The sequence below is a fragment of the Sporofaciens musculi genome (genome assembly GCF_009830285.1).
GTDB classification, from domain to species: Bacteria; Bacillota; Clostridia; order Lachnospirales; family Lachnospiraceae; genus Sporofaciens; species Sporofaciens musculi.
On sequence record NZ_WUQX01000001.1, the window covers coordinates 643,648 to 663,055 of the forward strand.

19 protein-coding genes and 6 pseudogenes are annotated in these 19,408 nt (G+C 46.5%); 22 read left to right on the top strand and 3 right to left on the bottom strand.

Annotated features, from left to right (window positions below):
- Positions 1–171: 171 nt before the first annotated feature.
- From GN277_RS03205 to GN277_RS29755, 5 genes are all read left to right on the top strand, one after another.
- Positions 172–525, top strand: a complete 354-nt coding sequence (locus tag GN277_RS03205; RefSeq protein WP_016219876.1) for a helix-turn-helix domain-containing protein — start codon at positions 172–174, stop codon at positions 523–525.
- Between the two features lie 313 nt (positions 526–838).
- Positions 839–1,201: a hypothetical protein gene (locus GN277_RS29745; RefSeq protein ID WP_244324570.1), complete on the top strand. Its 363-nt coding sequence runs from the start codon at positions 839–841 to the stop codon at positions 1,199–1,201.
- Positions 1,090–1,545, top strand: coding sequence for a sigma-70 family RNA polymerase sigma factor (locus tag GN277_RS03210; RefSeq protein ID WP_244324571.1), 456 nt, complete (start codon positions 1,090–1,092; stop codon positions 1,543–1,545). Before GN277_RS29745 ends, GN277_RS03210 begins: the two co-directional genes overlap by 112 nt.
- Positions 1,542–1,802, top strand: a complete 261-nt coding sequence (locus GN277_RS29750) for a hypothetical protein (RefSeq protein ID WP_244324572.1) — start codon at positions 1,542–1,544, stop codon at positions 1,800–1,802. Before GN277_RS03210 ends, GN277_RS29750 begins: the two co-directional genes overlap by 4 nt.
- Positions 1,775–1,996 (top strand): RNA polymerase sigma factor, encoded by a 222-nt coding sequence (locus GN277_RS29755; RefSeq protein WP_244324573.1) that lies wholly within the window; start codon positions 1,775–1,777, stop codon positions 1,994–1,996. The genes GN277_RS29750 and GN277_RS29755 overlap by 28 nt, the downstream gene beginning before the upstream one ends.
- On the opposite strand, the gene GN277_RS03220 is transcribed toward GN277_RS29755, so the two are convergent.
- Positions 1,949–2,470 carry a hypothetical protein gene (locus GN277_RS03220; RefSeq protein WP_159749788.1) on the bottom strand — a complete coding sequence of 174 codons (522 nt, stop codon included), beginning with the start codon at positions 2,468–2,470 and terminating at the stop codon, positions 1,949–1,951. The genes GN277_RS29755 and GN277_RS03220 overlap by 48 nt on opposite strands.
- Before the next feature lie 107 nt (positions 2,471–2,577).
- Here GN277_RS03220 and GN277_RS03225 point away from each other — a divergent pair, with 107 nt between their 5' ends.
- Positions 2,578–2,796: a helix-turn-helix domain-containing protein gene (locus GN277_RS03225; RefSeq protein ID WP_016219880.1), complete on the top strand. Its 219-nt coding sequence runs from the start codon at positions 2,578–2,580 to the stop codon at positions 2,794–2,796.
- A gap of 199 nt (positions 2,797–2,995) precedes the next feature.
- On the top strand, positions 2,996–3,214 hold the full coding sequence (locus GN277_RS03230; protein WP_016219881.1) for a helix-turn-helix domain-containing protein: 219 nt from the start codon (positions 2,996–2,998) through the stop codon (positions 3,212–3,214).
- A gap of 213 nt (positions 3,215–3,427) precedes the next feature.
- Here GN277_RS03230 and GN277_RS03235 read toward each other — a convergent pair whose 3' ends face one another.
- Both GN277_RS03235 and GN277_RS03240 read right to left on the bottom strand, forming a co-directional pair.
- Positions 3,428–3,640: a hypothetical protein gene (locus GN277_RS03235; protein WP_159749790.1), complete on the bottom strand. Its 213-nt coding sequence runs from the start codon at positions 3,638–3,640 to the stop codon at positions 3,428–3,430.
- 28 nt (positions 3,641–3,668) lie between these two features.
- On the bottom strand, positions 3,669–3,920 hold the full coding sequence (locus GN277_RS03240) for a hypothetical protein (protein WP_159749792.1): 252 nt from the start codon (positions 3,918–3,920) through the stop codon (positions 3,669–3,671).
- Between the two features lie 422 nt (positions 3,921–4,342).
- On the opposite strand from GN277_RS03240, the gene GN277_RS03245 reads away from it, so the two are divergent.
- The 15 genes and pseudogenes from GN277_RS03245 to GN277_RS03310 all read left to right on the top strand — a co-directional run bounded on the left by GN277_RS03245 (position 4,343) and on the right by GN277_RS03310 (position 19,173).
- Positions 4,343–4,612: a hypothetical protein gene (locus GN277_RS03245; RefSeq protein WP_159749794.1), complete on the top strand. Its 270-nt coding sequence runs from the start codon at positions 4,343–4,345 to the stop codon at positions 4,610–4,612.
- 33 nt (positions 4,613–4,645) lie between these two features.
- Positions 4,646–10,589, top strand: a pseudogene (locus tag GN277_RS32000) (SpaA isopeptide-forming pilin-related protein).
- A gap of 200 nt (positions 10,590–10,789) precedes the next feature.
- Positions 10,790–10,951, top strand: a complete 162-nt coding sequence (locus GN277_RS03255; RefSeq protein ID WP_016219884.1) for a hypothetical protein — start codon at positions 10,790–10,792, stop codon at positions 10,949–10,951.
- Positions 10,903–11,181, top strand: coding sequence for a hypothetical protein (locus GN277_RS03260; RefSeq protein ID WP_159749796.1), 279 nt, complete (start codon positions 10,903–10,905; stop codon positions 11,179–11,181). The genes GN277_RS03255 and GN277_RS03260 overlap by 49 nt, the downstream gene beginning before the upstream one ends.
- Positions 11,162–11,452 (top strand): hypothetical protein, encoded by a 291-nt coding sequence (locus GN277_RS32540; RefSeq protein WP_322101236.1) that lies wholly within the window; start codon positions 11,162–11,164, stop codon positions 11,450–11,452. Before GN277_RS03260 ends, GN277_RS32540 begins: the two co-directional genes overlap by 20 nt.
- Positions 11,440–11,768 (top strand): annotated as a pseudogene (locus tag GN277_RS32545) (PcfB family protein). Before GN277_RS32540 ends, GN277_RS32545 begins: the two are co-directional and overlap by 13 nt.
- An 82-nt stretch (positions 11,769–11,850) precedes the next feature.
- Positions 11,851–13,371, top strand: a pseudogene (locus tag GN277_RS03270) (VirD4-like conjugal transfer protein, CD1115 family); the annotation flags it as partial.
- Positions 13,372–13,812: 441 nt separating this feature from the next.
- A complete protein-coding gene (locus GN277_RS03275; RefSeq protein WP_159749052.1) occupies positions 13,813–14,019 on the top strand; it encodes a hypothetical protein in 207 nt (68 codons plus the stop codon).
- Positions 14,003–15,828 (top strand): annotated as a pseudogene (locus GN277_RS32005) (reverse transcriptase domain-containing protein). Before GN277_RS03275 ends, GN277_RS32005 begins: the two are co-directional and overlap by 17 nt.
- Before the next feature lie 90 nt (positions 15,829–15,918).
- A pseudogene (locus tag GN277_RS03285) lies at positions 15,919–16,278 on the top strand (VirD4-like conjugal transfer protein, CD1115 family); the annotation flags it as partial.
- A 136-nt stretch (positions 16,279–16,414) separates the two neighbouring features.
- Positions 16,415–16,663, top strand: a complete 249-nt coding sequence (locus tag GN277_RS03290) for a hypothetical protein (protein ID WP_016219888.1) — start codon at positions 16,415–16,417, stop codon at positions 16,661–16,663.
- A 106-nt stretch (positions 16,664–16,769) separates the two neighbouring features.
- Positions 16,770–16,979, top strand: a complete 210-nt coding sequence (locus GN277_RS03295) for a Maff2 family mobile element protein (RefSeq protein ID WP_159756324.1) — start codon at positions 16,770–16,772, stop codon at positions 16,977–16,979.
- Positions 16,980–17,000: 21 nt separating this feature from the next.
- The gene (locus GN277_RS03300; RefSeq protein WP_004083199.1) at positions 17,001–17,873 is read left to right on the top strand and encodes a VirB6/TrbL-like conjugal transfer protein, CD1112 family; all 873 of its coding nucleotides are present in this window, start codon (positions 17,001–17,003) and stop codon (positions 17,871–17,873) included.
- Between the two features lie 20 nt (positions 17,874–17,893).
- Complete coding sequence (locus GN277_RS03305; protein WP_016219889.1) at positions 17,894–18,793, top strand: hypothetical protein; 900 nt, start codon at positions 17,894–17,896, stop codon at positions 18,791–18,793.
- A pseudogene (locus GN277_RS03310) lies at positions 18,794–19,173 on the top strand (PrgI family protein).
- Positions 19,174–19,408: the final 235 nt, after the last annotated feature.

The following is a 19,408-nucleotide window of genomic DNA, read 5'->3' on the forward strand; positions in this document are numbered from 1 at the left end:
AAAAACAGCTTGATACACGGCTGTTTTTTTTGTTGTCCAACTTTACGGCACGGTGTCGCAAAGTCAGGGGACAGGGCTTGACGGAATGGCGGATGTAAAGCGGGCTGCGCACTTTACGACACGATGACGGAAAGTTCCGGGAGAAAATTCAGACCAGGAAGGAGGTGCATATTGGGCAATCGTGCAGGGTCGCAGGACTTGATTGAATTGGGCAACCGTATCCGAGACCGGAGGAATGAGATCAGCATGTCACAGGAGAAGGTTGCGGAACAGGCAGGGATCAGCGCCAACACCGTCAGCCGCATTGAGGGCGGGCAGTCTGCGATGTCCATAGAGATATTTATAAAAATGGTGCAGATACTCGGCGTGGATGCGAACGAGCTTCTTGGCGTAAGCGGCCAGACGAAGGAGGATGGGCAGTGCCGGAAGATGTTCTGCCGCATCCGGCATCTGAAACAGAGTGAGCAGATGGTGGTTTTACAGACGATGGAGGCATTGGTCGATGGACTGCGGCAATGCAGGTGATGTGATTTACCACAGTTCTTGAAGTTCCACAAATATGTTGCCCTTTCCAGGAATCTCCACATATATGTTGGGGTAAACGGAAGGGCCGGCTGTTAAACTGGATACATCAGAGGAAAACAGCCACAGGAGAAAACGATGATGGAAGGGGGATAGCAGAAAGGCAGATAAAAAGACCAGGATTATCAGAAAAATATAAGGATAAAGTTATGGACTGGTAAAGGCGGTAAAAAGGGTTCTTGGCTCCCGTTAAAAAAAACGGGTGAGCCGGGAGCGTTATTTTACTGCCTTCCTGCTGTATCGGACAATCCCTGTGATGCCAGTTTTCCAGGCCGCCCGCAGCCTTCGGGCAGAAAGGCGGCTATATATGCTGACATTGCAGGAATTGAAACGAATTGTGGATGTGCCGGGTTTTGGAGTAAAACTTCCAACGGCAAAGCAGCTAAGGACATCCAGATCGGTAATCGCACAGGAAAGGCTTGGCTTGGATTCGGAAATATCCGCTTATCAGAGTGGCTATGTGCTTTATCAGGTGGAAAAATATTTCACAGTGTTTTTACTTCACTCATGCAGGGATTATCTGTATCTGGCAGATGGAAAGACGGTTATCCTGCCGGAACATTTTTTGAAAACAGGGAATGGTATCTGCGGCTTGTACTGGAAGGCGAAGACCGGCTGAACCGGAACCATGAAGAAAAGGAACGGAGCTGGAATGTTTCTTACAGCGCTGTATCCGAAGATTGGCTGGCAATGGAAAACCTGACAGAATCCATGTTAGAGCATTTGACAAGGCAAGAGACGGTGGCAGAAATATTGGGGATTTTATCGGCAAGGCAGAAATATGTCATTCAAAAATATTACCTGCAGGAAGAAACACAGGAGCAGATTTCAAAGGAATTAGGCATCAGCCAGCAGGCGGTATCCGCAATGATTTCCCAGGCAGTCCGCAGCATCCGTAAAAATTATCAGGCTTCCCAGAATTGCCCTGATTACAGGATATGTTGCGGGGAGGGCCGGGCATGAGAGGGAAACAGCCGAAGGAACGGGATCATTATGTGCTGCGGATGGCGGACGGTACATTAGTGGATGTGACCAGGGAGGTTTATTTAGAATGGTATCGGTCACGGCGCAGGGAGCGGTATCAGAAGGAGCGGAACCGGAAACATGGCATATGCAGTCTGGACAGCTTAGAGGTCCGGGGGAATGGTTCAGGGCATTTCCAGGATGTGGCAGAGGGGTGGAGGAGACGGTTTTGCGAAATATCTGCCGGGATAAAGTGAGGGAAGTTCTGGAAAAACTGCCTGCAGAGGACGCCAGGCTGATTGAACTGCTGTATTTTGCGGAAGCTACGGTAACAGATACGGCAAAGCTCTTTGGCTGCAGCCGGAAAACGATACAGAACCACCGGAAACGGATATTAGAAGAGTTATGCCGGAAAATGAAAGATCAGGGAATTCAAGGGGGATATTTCTGAAAGCACATGGTTTTCCACTTTGCGACATCGTGTCGCAAAGCGGAGTCCTGCCATCAGGTATATTTTATTCGTATTGTATTTCAAATTCTCCTGGATTGTCTTTGATATTATTTTGTACATCAGGGTTTTCTGTATTAAATTCTGTAACGTATTCAAAAGAATAAGCTTCCTTACCTTTTTGTGCATTTTTTCAGAAGTGAATACATCTACGGATACATTGTTAGGATATCCGTTTATATCAAACGAAAAGCGTGTACTGTGGAAATCATTGTCAAGGATATGCTGTATGATTTCCCTGGAACATGCTTCTTTATCCGATACGTCATCTTTATCGGCAATGACATCAATATCCAGCTCATACCAGTTACCGGATGTTGTGTTATTGGAAGAGAGAATGTCCATTTCAATATATTCTTTGGAACACCCACATATCATTCCGCATGATAATAAAATTAAGAGTCCTGTTTTTTTCATTTCCCGTCACCTCCAATTACCTAACCAAATGGTTTGGTTTTGAATAAAGTATAACATCTGGTGATAAAATTTGAAAGAGTAAAACTAACCAAACGGTGAGGTGCGATATGTATTACAGGCGGATCAGGGATTTGAGGACAGACCATGATTTACGGCAGATAGATGTGGCTGAATTTTTGGGCTGCCATGAAGGTGTATACAGAAGGTATGAGAATGGGGTGCGGGAGATACCGCTATGGGCATTGTTGAAGCTGGCAGAACGGTATGATGTCAGTGTTGATTATATGCTTGGGATTACAGATAATAGAAGAAAATATGGTGAATAGGGTTATGGCACATTAATTTCTCATGCCATAACTCTTTTTGCATCATGCTCTCCTGCAGGATGTTTTATATCTAATACTTTGAGCATTTTCAAATATTGGCCATCTTCTATTTACCTAACCGAATAGTACGGTTTTGATTAGAATATCCTATCTGATGATAAGATTGAAATATAGATCAAACCGAACGGTGAGGTGTAGTATGCATTACAAGAGGATCAGGGATTTAAGGACAGACCATGATTTAAGACAGATAGATGTGGCTGAATTTTTAGGGTGCCATGAAGGAGTGTACAGAAGATACGAAAATGGTTCACGTGAGATACCGCTATGGGCATTGATGAAACTGGCGGAACGGTATGATGTCAGTGTCGATTATATATTGGGGATTACAGATAATAGAAGAAAATATGGGGAATGAAAGGCTATGGGATAAGTCATGTACCATAGCCTTTTATTATTTTCAGGATTGTGTATCTATTCTTCGATTGAGCTAAATCCGTTTTTAATTCTGGCCCGCAGAAGACGGGGAGCCTGTTGTTTTTGTTTTTACAACTTTGCTATTTACATCTGTTATTTTTATTTTCATCCCATAAGGCAATATTATGTTTATCGGTATAAGAAGAATTATATTTTATGCCGGAAATATCCTTCCTATTTTTAAAATGTCTAAAAAATCCAATGGTACGGCATAATTTTGTTCTGCATAAGCTGGAGATGTTAAATAATCTTTTATGAAGATATAGAACGCCCTAATATCAACGGAATAATGGCTGGCGAAAAACTGTACTGTTTCATCTGAAAACAGGCTGTCAAGCCCATCGGAAGCCATGATTGTAAAATCCATTACGCTAATTCTGTTTTTTATAGTGCATTCAAACAGAGATATAATCGTTTTCAGCAGCTTTTTGTTCTTTACAGGAAGTCTTTATATCTTCTGCCAAATAAAGGACTTGTTCGCCGGCATGATTTACCCTTCCAGTTATCTTTATTGCTGATGCAGGCGCTACACCAGAATGCAGATCATCATATCCGCTTATTGGTATGCCGTTTTCTTTAATAATCCCTGTATTTTCTCCATCAGCTGGATCAATGATTCTTGCTCTATAATAAATTCCATTATCCAATTCAGTTATGGGTATGTGCATTGCCGCCTGTTGAAACAGTTCTTGGTTCTTTTCTTTTTTTCGCCATTCAAACTCTCAAAACTAAATTGTTTAACATTAAGCATGGAAAAGAGCGCCAGGTCGGTTCTAATTTTAAAGTCATGCATTTTCATCACTCCTTTTTCAATAAACTATTAACGGGTAAAATTCTGACTGCTTAATAGTTATTCTATCATATCTAAATTTTTTTTCCATTCCAATTTTATCTTATATTAAAAAATCAAAGAAATTTGCAAATCTGCTTGTATTTTGCCCTCTCCAGCCTGCTATTAGTGAAAGGGTAACATTTCTGAAAAATTTCCACTATCACAATTCAAAAATTTTTCCTTTCAGCGTACCTTGAAAATTTCATATCCTGCCCAGATTGATACCCGGCATTGAGTGTGCATCTTAGCGTACCTTGCCGGAGAAAACGCCCCAGGAAAGAGAAGCCGGGGCAGGGAACGGGTCTGGGAGGAACACAGGAAAACGCTCAATATAAAATAAAGCCAGTCCGGGAAACCGGATTGGATAACAGCAGATGCCATGCAGGGAAGCCTTTTTGTTCCGGTGTGTTTGAATATGCCGGGACCAGAGGGCTTTCCTGTATTGATGTGCTGTTATCGGCTGGCAGTGCAAATAAAACGAAGGGAGACAGATATATGGGAAGATAGGAAATAAGCGGAAAAGACAGGATGATGGCAGTTATGGGACTGCACAATGAAGAAAGCGAGGGACAAAATATATTGAAAGGAAATGTAAAGAGGATTGTATCCGGCCTGCTGTCGGCGGTCACGGTCTTGTCAGCCTTCTTACAGCCGGTGGGAGTTTATGCGGCAGTGCCGGAGACTGTGGCTTATGAAGCGGAGTACCCGGCTTTTGAGAAGGTGAAAGAAAAACTGGATGCGGATGAAATTGTGGCTGCAAAAGATCATATCGTGGAGATTGACAGTGGCTTTGACGTGGAACATGATTTTTCCGGCATAGAGTTTTCGCCGGATAAAGTAAAAATCACATTCTATGAAGCAACGGACAAAGGTGGGAAAAAGATTGATATCAGGAAGGCAGGGACTTACAAAGCGGTTTATTTTGTAGAGCCGGCCAGTAAGAATCCATCTTACCATATCAGCAGGAACATTATTGTAAAGGAAAAAATGTCTGTATCATCTTCTGAAAAGCGGACGGCAGATGGAGAAGGAAGCGAAAACAGCCATTCCGATGATTCAGAAGGAACGGAAGCAGATGGGGAAGGAGATTTGCCAGGGCAGACGGCAGATGGGGAAGAAATCCCAAAGGAATCCATGACGGAATCCGAGATGGAAGCGGTCATAGAGGGCATGGAACAGGCAGAAGATACAAGACAGGATGCGGAAATGATTGCAGAGGAAGAAGGCATCCTTCTGTTTGCAGAAGCAAGGCAGACGGCAAGGGCTTCTGATTCCGCAACAATGGTAAAGGGAAGGAAGATTTATTATCCCGGCAACCTGGGAAATTACTCTACCTGTTATTTCACGGTAAATGGGAAGATCGCATATTGCCTGGAGTCTGCAAAGGGTTCCCCGGATACCGGGAGCTACGCCGCCCAGATCATAGACGGGAATCCGAACCTGCAGAAAGCGCTTTATTATGGCTATGGCGGCACAGGGGATGTGACTGCAAGCTATATGCCGTCCTTTGGAGAGGATTTAAAGTATGTGTTCACCCATATCGCGGCCAGTTATTTTTACTGCGGCATGGATGGGTTTGCCGGATGCACGATGGATGATTTGCGGGAGTGCGGGGTGCTTGGTTGGATCAATTATCTGGAAAGCCTGCCTGCGCCGCCCGATCCACAGATCAGTTTGAGCAAGACCGCTTTGAAAGCAACCTATGATGGCTCGAAGCAGGTGACGGGGACAACGAAGCTGAACGGTGATTCCAGAAATTCCATTACCATTAAGCTTCCAAAGGATGTGACATTCCATAATAAGACAGACGGGAGCAAGCAGACAGGGGGAAATGTCCGTGTTTCCGGTGGGACAAGTTTTTATTTTACTGCCCCGGTGACGGTCAATGGGAACTGGAATACCGGAGCAATGAAAGGCAGCATCCGGGTGATATGGAAGGCGCTTGTCGTTCCGACAGGGAGCGCCACGCAGGATATTGGGAGTTATTATGAGGAAGAAGGCGGCAATTCCGTGAGCCTATCCGTGGACTGGCTGGAACGTGCAAAAGTGAAGGTAATCAAGGTGGATTCCATTGCCAACGCAAACCTTTCCGGCGCTGTATTCGGCATTTACCGGGATAAGGACTGTACGGACTTGATTACCAGGATGTCTGCAACGGACAGTAATGGTGCGTCGGAAGCGGAAATTGTCATGACACAGAATACGGTGTATCTGAAAGAGATTACGGCTCCGGCAGGATACCGGTATAATGCGACTGCTTACCGTGTGGCTTTGGAAGCGAACCAGACAGCTTCCACGACTGTCCCGGATGTGGAGCAGCTTGGAAATCTGACGATTTACAAGGAAGGCGAGGTTCTGACAGGTGCGGATTCCAATGAGAACGGCACAGCATTCCGTTATGAAAGCCGTAGACAGAAGGGCGCTGTATTTAATGTCTATGCGGCAAAGGATATTACCACGCCGTATGGCTCGGTAGTCTATAAAGCCGGGGAGCTGGTGGCGGAAAACCTTGTGACCGGGGACAATGGCTCTGTGATGCTGAAAAACCTGCATCTTGGCACATACCGGGTAAAGGAAATGCAGGCTCCGAAGAACTTCTATAACAAAGGGGAAACAAAGGATGTGGCGATTGCCTATGCCGGGCAGATGGCGGAGGCGGCGTTTGCCAATGCTACATTTTTAAATGACAGGCAGAAAGCGGATGTGCGTGTGGTAAAGAACGATAAGGATACGGGAAATGGACTTGCAGGGGGAATTTTCGGACTGTATGCTTCAGAAAATATCACCAATGCAGACGGGAATGTTGTTGTATCCAAAGGCGCACTGATAGACAAAGCAACAACGGATGGTGATGGCAATGCAGCATTTTGGCAGACCTTCCGGTTGGGTTTGGGTATGAGGCAAAAGAAATCCAGGCTCCAGAGGGGTATCTTAGGAATACGGAAGATGTGTATTCTTTCCGGTTTAGTTACACCAATGACCAGGAAGCGAAAGTGACATTCTCCCATACTTTTGCTAATGAGCGTGTCAACGCCACAATCCGGCTGCAGAAGAAGGATAAGGAAACCAACAAAAATATCCCGCAGGGGGACGGAACACTGGAACACGCCGTTTACGGACTGTATGCAAGGAATGACATCCTGCACCCAGATAAAAAGACAGGCGTCCTTTATAAAGCCGGGGAACAGGTGGGAACGCTGACTACGGATAAAGAGGGCAAGGCGGAGATCACAGATTTATACCTTGGGGAGTATTTTGTGAAGGAAGTCACGCCGCCTGCGGGTTATCTGGCAGATGAAACGGAGTATGACTTAGTTTGTAACTATGAGGGAGATTTAGTTGCTACGGTAGAGCGTGACTGCACATCCCCGGAACAGGTGAAAAAGCAGCCGTTCCAGATCATCAAGGCGGCAGATAATGGGAAAACCGATGCGGATTTATTATCCGGCGCAGGGTTTACCGCATGGCTGGTATCTTCCCTGGATAAGAAAGAAAATGGCTGGTATGATTTTGATTCCGCTGAACCGGTGGCAATCGGGGAGAACGGGGCAACGGAAATCTTCACTGATGAAAGGGGCTATGCCTGCAGCATCCCGCTCCCGTTTGGGACGTACATTGTGAAAGAAACGAGCACGCCGCATAATTATACGCCGGTCAAGGACTTCCTTGTGCATGTCACAGAGCATAAGCCGACGACGCCGCAGGTATGGCGGGTGCTTCTGGACGATGAATTTGAAGCGAAGCTGAAAATCGTGAAGCAGGACGATGAAACGAAGAAAGCTGTGCTTGCAGAAAATACAGAGTTCAAGGTGTATGACCTGGACAACGAGAAATATGTGGAGCAGGTGACGACTTACCCGACCGTGGTAACACATAAATCCTATTTCACGGACAGCGAAGGTTATCTGATTTTGCCGCAGAACCTGAAAATCGGTCATTATCGGATAGAGGAAGTCAATGCCCCGTCTGGCTATACGCTGAATGAGAATTATTATGAAGTGTCCGTGGATTCAGATACGTTGTACCAGATGGACGATGTGTCAGGGGATGTTATCATTGATGTTGTCTATGAAAACCATCCGGTAAAGGGGGAGCTGCATATCGTGAAGAAAGGTGAAGTGCTGAACCGGTACGATGATAAGGATTTCCGGTATGAGGTGGAAACATTAGAGGGTGCAGAGTTCAAAGTTTATGCGGCAGAGGATATTTACACCGCTGATTTCCAGAAGGATGAAAACGGGAACCGGATTCTTGAATATGCTTCTGGCGTATTGGTGGATACGCTGGTGACAGATAAAGACGGGAAAGCGTCGATTGAAAACCTTCCGCTTGGCACATACCGGGTAGAAGAAACAAAAGCCCCGGAAGGGTTTGTGCTGAATGGAGAGGCGCAGACCATTACCTTTGCTTACACAGACCAGAACACGCCAATCATTGAACAGACAGCCACATTTGAGAATGACCGCCAGAAGGTGGCGATTGCAGTGGTGAAGAAAGATGCAGAGAATGAATCTGTGGTAGCGGGGGCAGTCTTTGGACTGTATGCGAAGGCTGATATTTTCGCACATGGGGAAGTGATTGTTAAAGCGGATATGCTGCTTGGTGAAGCCATGACAGGGGAAGATGGCAGGGCAGTCTTTGACCTGGATCTGCCTTTCGGGGAATATTACATCCGGGAGGAACAGGCTCCTGCAGGCTATGTATCTTCCGATGAAACCATTGAAGTATCTGCAGCATACCAGGGGCAGGATGTAGAAGTTGCAGAATATGTGTCTGAATTTAAAAATGAACCGACAACCGTTTCCATTAAAAAGACAGACCTTGCAACAGGCGTGGAACTGGAAGGGGCAGCATTGACTGTCCTTGATAAAGACGGGGATATCGTAGATACATGGAAATCCGTCAAAGGAGAGGAACATATCATTAAGCGGCTGACCGTCGGAGAAACTTATACGCTCCGGGAGGAATTAGCGCCTTATGGGTATTTAAAGGCAGAAGAAATCACGTTTACCGTGGAAGATACGGCTGAAATCCAAAAAGTGGAGATGAAGGACGATGTGCCGACAGGTACGCTCCTGATCAACAAAGAGGGGAGTTTTTAGAAAATGTATCGTTGCTGGACAGCATTGGCGGCTGGATCACGCATCTGTTTGAGTATGTCACCGGCTCACTGAAAGATGTTGTCTTTGAAGTGTATGCCCTGGAGGATATAAAAGCGGCAGATGGGGAGAGTGAGGATTATTATAAAAAGGATGAGCTGATAGCTGTCATCACCACGGACGATAGCGGGATTGCAAAACTGGACAATCTCCCTCTTGGGAAATATTATGTGAAGGAGAAAGAAACAGCAGAGGGTTATGTTCTTGACGGGGAAATCCGGGAGATTGACCTGACTTACCGTGATCAGGACACAGCGGTTGTCACGTTCTCTACGGACTGGCAGAATAACCGCCAGAAAGCAGAAGTCAATGTAATAAAGACGGAGAAAGATTCTGACCGTGCAGTGGAAGGGACGGTATTCGCCCTTTGTGCGAAAGAGGACATCACCAATAAAGATGGCGAAGTGATCATGGAGGCGGATACGGTGATTGAGGAAAAAGCCACGGACGAAGATGGGAAGCTGTCATTTGCGGCTGCCCTCCCGATTGGGTTCCCTTATTATGTGAAAGAAACGGCCCCTGCTCCGGGATTTACCAGCGAAGGTGAAACAAAGGAATTTGACTTCACCTATGAAGATGCGGAGCAAGAAAGCATTTCCTATGAATTTGCCTTTGAAAATGTTCCTACGGTATTTGAGTTTACCAAAACATCCCTTACAGATGGAAAAGAGGTAGAGGGTGCGAAGCTTAAGGTAACGGATGAAGACGGCAATCTTGTGGATGAGTGGGTTTCCGGCAAGGAGCCGCATATCATCAAAGAATTAGTAGTTGGTAAGAAATATACCATGACAGAGACACAGCCTGCAGACGGCTATGTGACTGCGGAGAGCATTGAGTTTGTTGTGGAGAATACAGGAGAAGTGCAGAAGGTGGATATGAAGGATGATGTGACAAAGGTGGAGATTTCCAAGACAGACATAGCCGGGAAGGAACTGCCAGGGGCAAAACTTTCCATTCTGGATAAAGACGGGAAAGAAGTAGAAAGCTGGACTTCCGGGAATAAGCCGCATTATATGGAAATGCTGCCAATCGGGGAATACACACTGCATGAGGAAAGTGCGCCGGACGGCTATCTTGTGGCAGAAGATGTGAAGTTTGAAGTTAAGGATACCGGGGAGATCCAGAAGGTTTCGATGAAGGATGAAGCGGAGCCGGGCGAACCGGATCAGCCGAAGGAAACACCGAAACCGAAAACGCCGTCTGCTGAGACTCCGAAAACAGGGGATGACAGGCCGTTCTGGTTATGGCTTGCCTTGGCCGGGATTGCAGTCTGCGGGATAGCAAGCTCTGTGATTATATTCTGCAGAAAAAGGAAGGAGGACTGACAGCGTTTGGAGCAATCCAAGAAAACGCTCATTGCAACACAATAATAATTTAATAAGACATATGGGCGTTTGCAGAAAGAATCTGTAAGCGTTTTTTATGCTTGTATATGGGGAACTGTCCATTACAGGTTTTAAATGGGAATGTATCCACTCAGAAATTGATGTATGGCAGTGCCCCATATGGAAAGGGGTGAAGCAGAATGAAAGGAATCATTGCCGCCGCAGGCGTATTTGTGGCGGTCACGCTGTACTCGTGCATCCGGGCAGGGGCGCAGGAGGACCAGCGGATGGAGGAAATGAGGCAGAGAGGGGAATGGGATGCAGGCAGGAAGGACAGACAGCCGGAACCGGGCGAGGGATAACAGGAGATATGCGGCGGACAGGCCGGGTGACTGTAAACACTGTTATTTCTGGAAAGGAAAGCGGAAAGGCTGCAGCCAGGAGGAATGTTATTACCTTCTCCCGAAGGAGAGTCCGGCATCAGTGGATGTTTCCGAAAATCCTCTGCCGCAGGAATTTAGCGGAAATGGCGGTGGCGGCTGTCAAGGATGTCCATACGGCAGGCATTCCCCATGCATCGGTTACTGTCTGAAAAAATTTTACAGGAGATGGGGAGAAAAAACAATCCGCAGGAAAGGAGGGGGAACGACTTGCAGGACGAGGTAAATGAGAAAACCGTATCGCTGTGCGTCAATGGCGGCAAGATCTCCGCAAGGATTCTGAAAGCCGCCATGCTGAAAGCGCTGGCAAAGATGGAACAGGAGAAGCGGAACGGGAAGCAGAAAAAATGGAGAAACAGGCAGTGCAGAAAGCGGAGAAAGGAGCTGCTAAAAGCCACGGGAAACAGAGCATGGAGAAGCTGATGAATCAAGGATGCCAGCTTTCCAATATTGAAGTGACAGACGGCAATATCAAATCCTTTGAGAAATGTGCCCGGAAATACAGCATTGATTTCAGCTTGAAAAAGACACATCCATCTCCCCGCCCCGTTATTTTGTATTTTTCAAGGCAAAGGATGTGGATGTCATGACGGCGGCATTTAAGGAATATACCGGGAAGTCGCTGAATAAAAGCAAGAAACCATCCGTCCGCAGGAAGCTGGAACTGGTGAAGGAGCGGGTTGCAAAGCACAGGGAGCGGGAAAAGACGAAACAGAAGGAACGGAGGCCGGAGCATTGAGTGGGAAACCAAAAAAGAAACCTGCAGCAGAGAAAAATCCGTGCCGTTGTCTGGAAAATTAAAAAGCATAATCCGGGAGAAAATGCTTCCCGTAGATGTGAAGCGTCTGGCAATGCTGAATATCCCCTATGTGATTGTGTTTTATCTAGTGGATAAATTAGCGTGGCTGTACCGCCATTGTGTAGGGGATTCCATGATAGAAAAGTCGATGGCGCTGTTCTTAAATTTCCAACTGGCGTTTGAAAATCCGATTCCGAGTATTCATGGGGGTGATCTGCTGGCCGGAGTGGCCGGGGCTGTGGCTGTGAAACTCATGGTATATCTGAAAGGCAAAAATGCGAAGAAATACCGGCAGGGAGTGGAGTATGGATCTGCAAGGTGGGGAACGCCGAAAGATATTGCCCCATACATAGACCCGGTATTTGAGAATAATATTCTCCTGACGCAGACGGAACGCCTTACCATGAACAGCAGGCCGAAACAGCCAAAGTATGCCAGGAATAAAAATGTAATTATTATTGGAGGAAGTGGAAGCGGCAAGACACGGTTCTATGTGAAGCCGCAGCTCATGCAGATGACGCCGAATGTCAGCTATTGTGTCACTGATCCGAAAGGCACAATCCTGGTCGAATGTGGGGAGATGCTGAGGCGTGGCACACCGAAAATGAAAGACGGGAAAGCGGTACGGGATAAGAATGGAAAAGTTGTTTATGAACCGTATAAGATCAAGGTTTTAAATACCATCAATTTCAACAAAAGTATGCATTACAATCCGTTCCGGTATATCCGCTCGGAGAAAGATATTTTGAAGCTGGTGAACACTATTATTGCAAATACGAAGGGGGAAGGAGAAAAATCTTCCGAAGATTTCTGGACGAAAGCAGAGCGGCTTTTGTACTGTGCATTGATTGGCTATATCTATTATGAAGCGCCAGAGGAAGAACAGAACTTCTCTACGTTACTGGAGTTTATCAATGCTTCGGAGACGAGGGAGGACGATGAAGAATTTAAAAATGCTGTGGACGAACTGTTTGAGGAACTGGAACAGGAGAAGCCGGAACACTTTGCGGTACGGCAATATAAGAAATTCAAGCTTGCGGCGGGCAAAACCTCAAAAAGCATACTTATTTCGTGCGGAGCCAGATTAGCGCCATTTGACATTGCGGAACTGCGGGAGCTGACTTTTTACGATGAAATGGAGCTGGATATGATCGGGGATCAGCGAACGGCAATGTTTATTATCATCTCCGACACGGACGATACCTTCAATTTCCTTGTGGCAATCATGTATACCCAGCTATTCAATTTATTGTGTGACAGGGCGGACGATGTGCATGGTGGCAGGCTTCCTTACCATGTAAGGCTGTTGTTGGATGAGTTCAGCAATATCGGGCAGATCCCAAAGTTTGACAAGCTGATCGCAACGATAAGGAGCAGGGAAATATCAGCGTCTATTATTTTACAGTCGCAGAGCCAGTTGAAAACCATCTATAAAGATGCAGCCGAGACAATTTTAGGTAATTGCGACACCATGTTATTCCTTGGGGGCAAGGAAGGCTCCACGTTAAAGGAGATTTCTGAAAATTTAGGGAAGGAGACGATAGTGCGCCCGTTAGGGTGTATGCCATAAACCGCCTTTAGCAAGCGGTAGACAAAGATATCAAAGAAAGGACGGTGAAAATTTATAGTCTATCATTCCACGACTTATCCGTGAGGGGAAACCCTCTGGGGAGTGTAGCATGTCGTTGTTATAGCCGCCACTATTAACGCTATAACTGGCATAAAACGGCGCAATCTTCTAACCGCTGTTTTATGTGGGGATGAAAATCCGTGTATGAGGATGAAAGCTAAACTGCTTGATTGGTAGCCGGAGCCTGGGAGTATCTGGCCTACGTGCGAAAGAAGATGAAACGCACGGTGCTTTGGCGTCTGTCGCTCAATCGTCGGCAGACGTGCGATATCCAAAGCAGGGCAAGCCTTAGATTAGGTTGAACGGCGAACGCCACATATCTACAAAGATTACCGACAACACGGAACGCTAAGTATGGCATACGCTACCGGGGATGACCTAAACCCGCCCATATGCGGGCATGGTTACACAGCTCCCATAGTAGCCCGTGGACTCTGGATTTACAGGGATAGCCGTAAAAACGGAAGCGGGAGAGCCGCCCACATGACGAAGGGGAGCAGTATGCTTTTAATACAGAGAAAGAAAGGAAGGTGCGTGAGGCATCATGAGAAATCCAACTGATGTATTGAATAGCCTAAACAAACAGTCTAAAGATTTATCGTATAGGTTCCAAAGGCTCTACCGGAACCTGTACAACCCGGAGTTTTACCTTTTGGCATATAGAAATATCTACGCCAATGAGGGAAGCATGACGCCGGGTGTGGATGGTGAAACACTGGACGGAATGAGCAGTCCGAGAATAGAGCGTATCATCAGCGCATTAAAAGACCGTTCTTACCGCCCAAAACCTGCACGGCGTACATATATTGCAAAGAAAAACAGCAGTAAGAAGCGTCCGCTTGGGATTCCTTCCGGGGATGACAAGCTGGTGCAGGAAGTAGTCCGAATGATATTGGAAAGCATTTATGAGCCAACCTTCTCCGACTATTCCCACGGATTCCGCCCGAAAAGGAGCTGCCATACAGCCCTCGAACAGATACAGCGGACATTTGCGGGGGCAAACTGGTTTGTGGAAGGTGACATTCAGGCATGTTTTGACAGCTTCGACCACCATGTTATCATTGATATTCTGCGCAGGCGCATTGATGACGAAGCTTTTATCTCATTGATGTGGAAATTTCTGAAAGCCGGATATATGGAACAATGGCAGTACAACAGGACTTACTGCGGCACTCCGCAGGGTTCCGGTATCAGTCCCATATTGGCAAATATTTACCTGCATGAATTGGATATGTATGTGGAGGAATACAAAGAAGGCTTTATAAAAGGGAACCGGGTAAACCGTAAAGTGAACCCGGAATACGCCAGACGGAACCGTGAAGTGCAGAAGTTCATGCGCCAGAACAGGGAAGTATGGGATACGCTTACCGAAGCCGAAAAGAAAGAACGTGCCGGGGAATTACGCAGACTGCGGGAGAAACAGAGGGAAATCCCGTCTAAGCAGTTCAGGGATGAAACCTATAAAAACCTGCAATACGTCCGTTATGCGGATGACTTTATCATAAGCATTATCGGGAGCAAAAGGGATGCGGAAGAATTAAAAGCAGACCTTGCTGTATTCCTCAAAGAAAAATTAAACCTTACGCTGTCAGTGGAGAAAACCAAAATCACCTATGCTACTGACCGGGCGAGATTCCTCGGCTATGATATCTCTATTTCAAAGAGCCGGGAAATCACAAAACGCCAAGGCAGGAAAGTGAAGGGTACAGCGGCGCAGTAAAGTTATACATGCCGCATGAAAAATGGGAATCAAAACTGTTGGAGTATGGCGCAATCCGTATCAAGAAGGACAAAGTTACACAAAAAGAGCATTGGAAAGCCATTCACAGACCACAGCTCATTAACCGTAAGGATATCGAAATCCTGTCAAAGTACAACTCTGAAATCAGAGGTTTGTACAACTATTACTCACTGGCATGTAATGTATGCGCAATGAGCAAGTATGCGAGTTTAATGCATTATAGTATGTTGAAAACATTCGCAAATAAATACCGCACAAAGACCAGAAAAATCAAAAAGAGATATTTCAGAAATGGACGGTTTACAGTCATTTATAAGACAAAAGGCGGTATGAAGGAGAGCGTATTTTACAGAGGGCCTTTTATCCGCAAGGACAAGCCTAATGTGCCGCAGGCAGATATCCTGCCCGCCTATAAGCGGTATGATAAACCGAACCGCATAGCGGCAAAACTGCGCTCCAAAACCTGTGAACTCTGCGGACAGTACACAAATGACGTGGAGATTCATCAGGTGAAACGGCTGAAAAGCCTTAGCGGTAAATATGAGTGGGAAAAAGTTATGTTAAAGAACCATAGGAAAACGCTGGCAGTATGCCCGGCGTGCCACCGTGAGATACACGGAAAAGACTGATTTTGTTAGTTGATGGCATATGGAGAGCCGTGTGCATCGAGAGGTGCCCGCACGGTTCGGGAGGGAGCGTCCACGAGGCGCTTACCTCATGATCTTTACAACACGTCAGATACCCGTGGGCAGAGCCGTTCTTATGGATTAAATTATCAAAAAACAGGAAAAGAATTGATGAGCAGAGATGAGCTTGCCGTTATGGACGGGAATAAGTGCATCCTACAGCTGCGTGGGGTTCGCCCGTTCCTGAGTGACAAGTTCGATATTACCAGGCATAAGCGGTACAAGCAGTTATCGGATTATGACAAGAAGAATGCCTTTGATGTGGAGGCGTATATGAAACACCAGTTAAAAATCAGGATGAAGGAGGAATTTGATCTATATGAAGTAGACGGAAGTGAGGAAACTGCAGAGGGAACAACGGAGCCAGCAGACGGGGATCGGCAGGGGGCATAGACAGGGAAGCTATTCTTTTTGCTGTATGTTAGGCTTGAACTTTGCGACACGATGTCGCAAAGTGGGTTCCATGCAGAAATATTCGTTTGAAACTTGGCAGAAGAAAACTTTACGACACGATGTCGCAAGGTAGATTTTGAAGCATACAAAAAAGTTTACGACACGGTGTCGTAAAGTGGATTTTGTAAGGCGCAGGTATGAAGCATATCCAGAAGAGAAAGTTTGCGACATCGTGTCGCAAAGTCAGAAAGGGGAGATAATGGTTTTTACTATTAAGGCAGTAGGTCAGGAATATATCCTGCAGCCAATCCGGGCAGAGCCTATGATTGGGGAAAACAGCCCATTGCACAAAGAAAATAATACAACAATAAAAAAGAAAGGATAAACCAAATTGGAAAGGGCGAACCGTCAGGAGATACTGGCGGTTTTTTTGTTTGTGCAAAACGGTAAAATCCGTGAAATTCTGATTTTGGTTTCAGGTATAATATGGCATTTTTACATCAGCAATCGGAATCTTAAAAACATTGGTCGTGGCGATCGGAGCCGGGCTTGCAGTGTGGGGCGTGATTAACCTCCTGGAAGGTTATGGTAATGATAACCCTGGCGCGAAATCGCAAGGAATCAAGCAACTTATGGCCGGAGGTGGGGTTGTCCTCATTGGTACACAGTTGATCCCTCTTCTTGGAAATCTGTTCAGCTAATAAAGGAAAGGGGATTCATTCATGTTCGATGGCATTTTTGAGGCAATCGAGGAGTGGATGAGGGAGCTTTTGACCGGGATGGTAACGTCCAACCTGACGGAAATGTTTTCGGATGTCAATGAGAAAACCGGGGAGATTGCCGCACAGGTTGGACAGACGCCGCAGGGATGGAACGGGAGTATTTTCAGCCTGATACAGAATCTTTCAAATTCGGTGATCGTGCCGATTGCAGGCATGATTATCACGTTTGTCCTCTGCTATGAGCTGATCTCCATGCTGACGGAGAAAAACAGTATGCATGAAATAGATACATGGATGTTTTTCAAGTATTTTTTCAAGATGTGGGTGGCTGTGTATCTGGTCAGCAATACCTTTACCATAGCGATGGCGGTCTTTGACGTGGGGCAGCATGTGGTGAGCGCCGCAGGCGGCGCCATCAACGCACAGACTGCCATCAACATAGATACTATGATAGAGGCAATGGAAACGGCGATGGAATCTATGGAGATCGGGGAGCTTGTAGTGCTGGCTCTGGAAACCATGCTGGTCAGCCTGTGCATGAAGATTATGTCCGTGCTTATCACGGTGCTTCTGTATGGGCGTATGATAGAGATCTACCTTTACACTTCGGTTGCGCCAATTCCTTTTGCCACCTTCTCCAACCGGGAATGGGGGCAGGTGGGGAACAACTATTTCCGTGGGCTTCTGGCGCTTGGGTTCCAGGGGTTCTTTATGATGGTGTGCGTCGGCATTTATGCGGTGCTGGTGTCAACCATCCAGATTTCAGACAACATGCACTCGGCGCTGTTCGGGGTGGCGGCATATACCGTAATCCTCTGTTTTAGCCTAATGAAAACAAGCGGATTAAGCAAGGCAGTGTTCAATGCACATTAGACAGCAGGAAGGAGGATTTTTTGAAGATTGGACTGATAGATGTGGATTCCCATAACTGGCCAAACCTGTGCCTGATGAAGTTATCGGCGTACCATAAGGCAAAAGGGGATTCCGTGGAATGGTGGAAGCCCGAAGGCCGGTATGATGTGGTTTATAAAAGCAGGGTATTTACAGACACATATTCCAAAGATGCATTTATGGTTGAAAACGCCGGGAAGGTAATCAGTGGCGGCACAGGCTATGGATTGAAAGAAAACTTGCCGGATGACGTTGAACATAGTTATCCGGATTATAGTTTATATCCGCAGTTTCCCGATACGGCGTATGGCTTTTTAAGCCGTGGATGTCCCCGGAACTGCGGATTTTGTATTGTCAGCGGCAAGGAAGGGAGAAGGAGCGTACAGGTCGCTGATCTTTCTGAATTTTGGGATGGGCAGAAAGAGATAAAACTGATGGATGCGAACCTCCTGGCCTGCCCGGAACATGAAAAGCTGATACAGCAGCTTGCAGAAAGCCGTGCCTGGGTGGATTTCTCCCAGGGGCTGGACATCCGCCTGATAAACCCGGACAATGTTTCCCTGCTGAATCAAGTACGCACAAAGATGGTGCATTTTGCATGGGATAACCCGGACGAGGATCTGACAGGATATTTCCAGAGATTTTTGGAACTGACGGCAGTGAAGGATAAACGGAAGCGGCAGGTCTACGTGCTTACGAATTATGGGAGCAGCCATGAGCAGGATTTATACCGTGTGGAAACCTTGCGTGATATGGGATTTTCGCCATATGTGATGGTTTATGACCGTCCAAGTGCGCCGAAAATTACCCGTCAGCTTCAGCGCTGGGTGAATAACAAGCGGATATTTTATACAGTAAAGGATTTTGCAGATTATGCCGCAGGCAGGAAGGAGGCTGTTTAGATGGCATTTGTCAGTGTGCCGAAAGATTTGACGAAGATTAAGAATAAGGTGGTCTTAAACCTTACAAAGAGGCAGCTTGTCTGCCTTGTGGCTGCGGCGGCTGTAGGGCTGCCTTTTTATTTCCTCACGAAAAATTATATTGGGACAAGTAATGCGGCAACGGGAATGGTGCTTCTGATGCTCCCGGCTTTTTTGTTCGCCATGTATGAGAAAGACGGGATGCCGCTGGAGAAAGTTTCTTCAACATCATCAATGTGAAATTGAAAAAGCCGGCAGTCCGCCGGTATGAGATAAAAAATATCTATGAGATGGAGGAAAGAAAGGCCGTGCCGAAACAGAAGAAAGGGGGAGGAAAGCATGGGAAGAAAAAGAGAAAATAGACAGCCGGGACGGGTGACGGGCAAGGAGGGTGCGATCCACCTGGATGACTGGCTGGATGAGCCGGAGGATGATTATATAGATTTTGAGGACAATCCCGCTTATTCCAGGACAGGCGGCAGCATGGGAATAAACAGGAAGCTCACCCGCCGTGAGAAAAAGGCGATGGAGAAGGCTGCAAAGGAGGCAGAGAAGTTAAGGAAGATCCAGGAGGAAGCAGACTGGAGAGCAGAATTG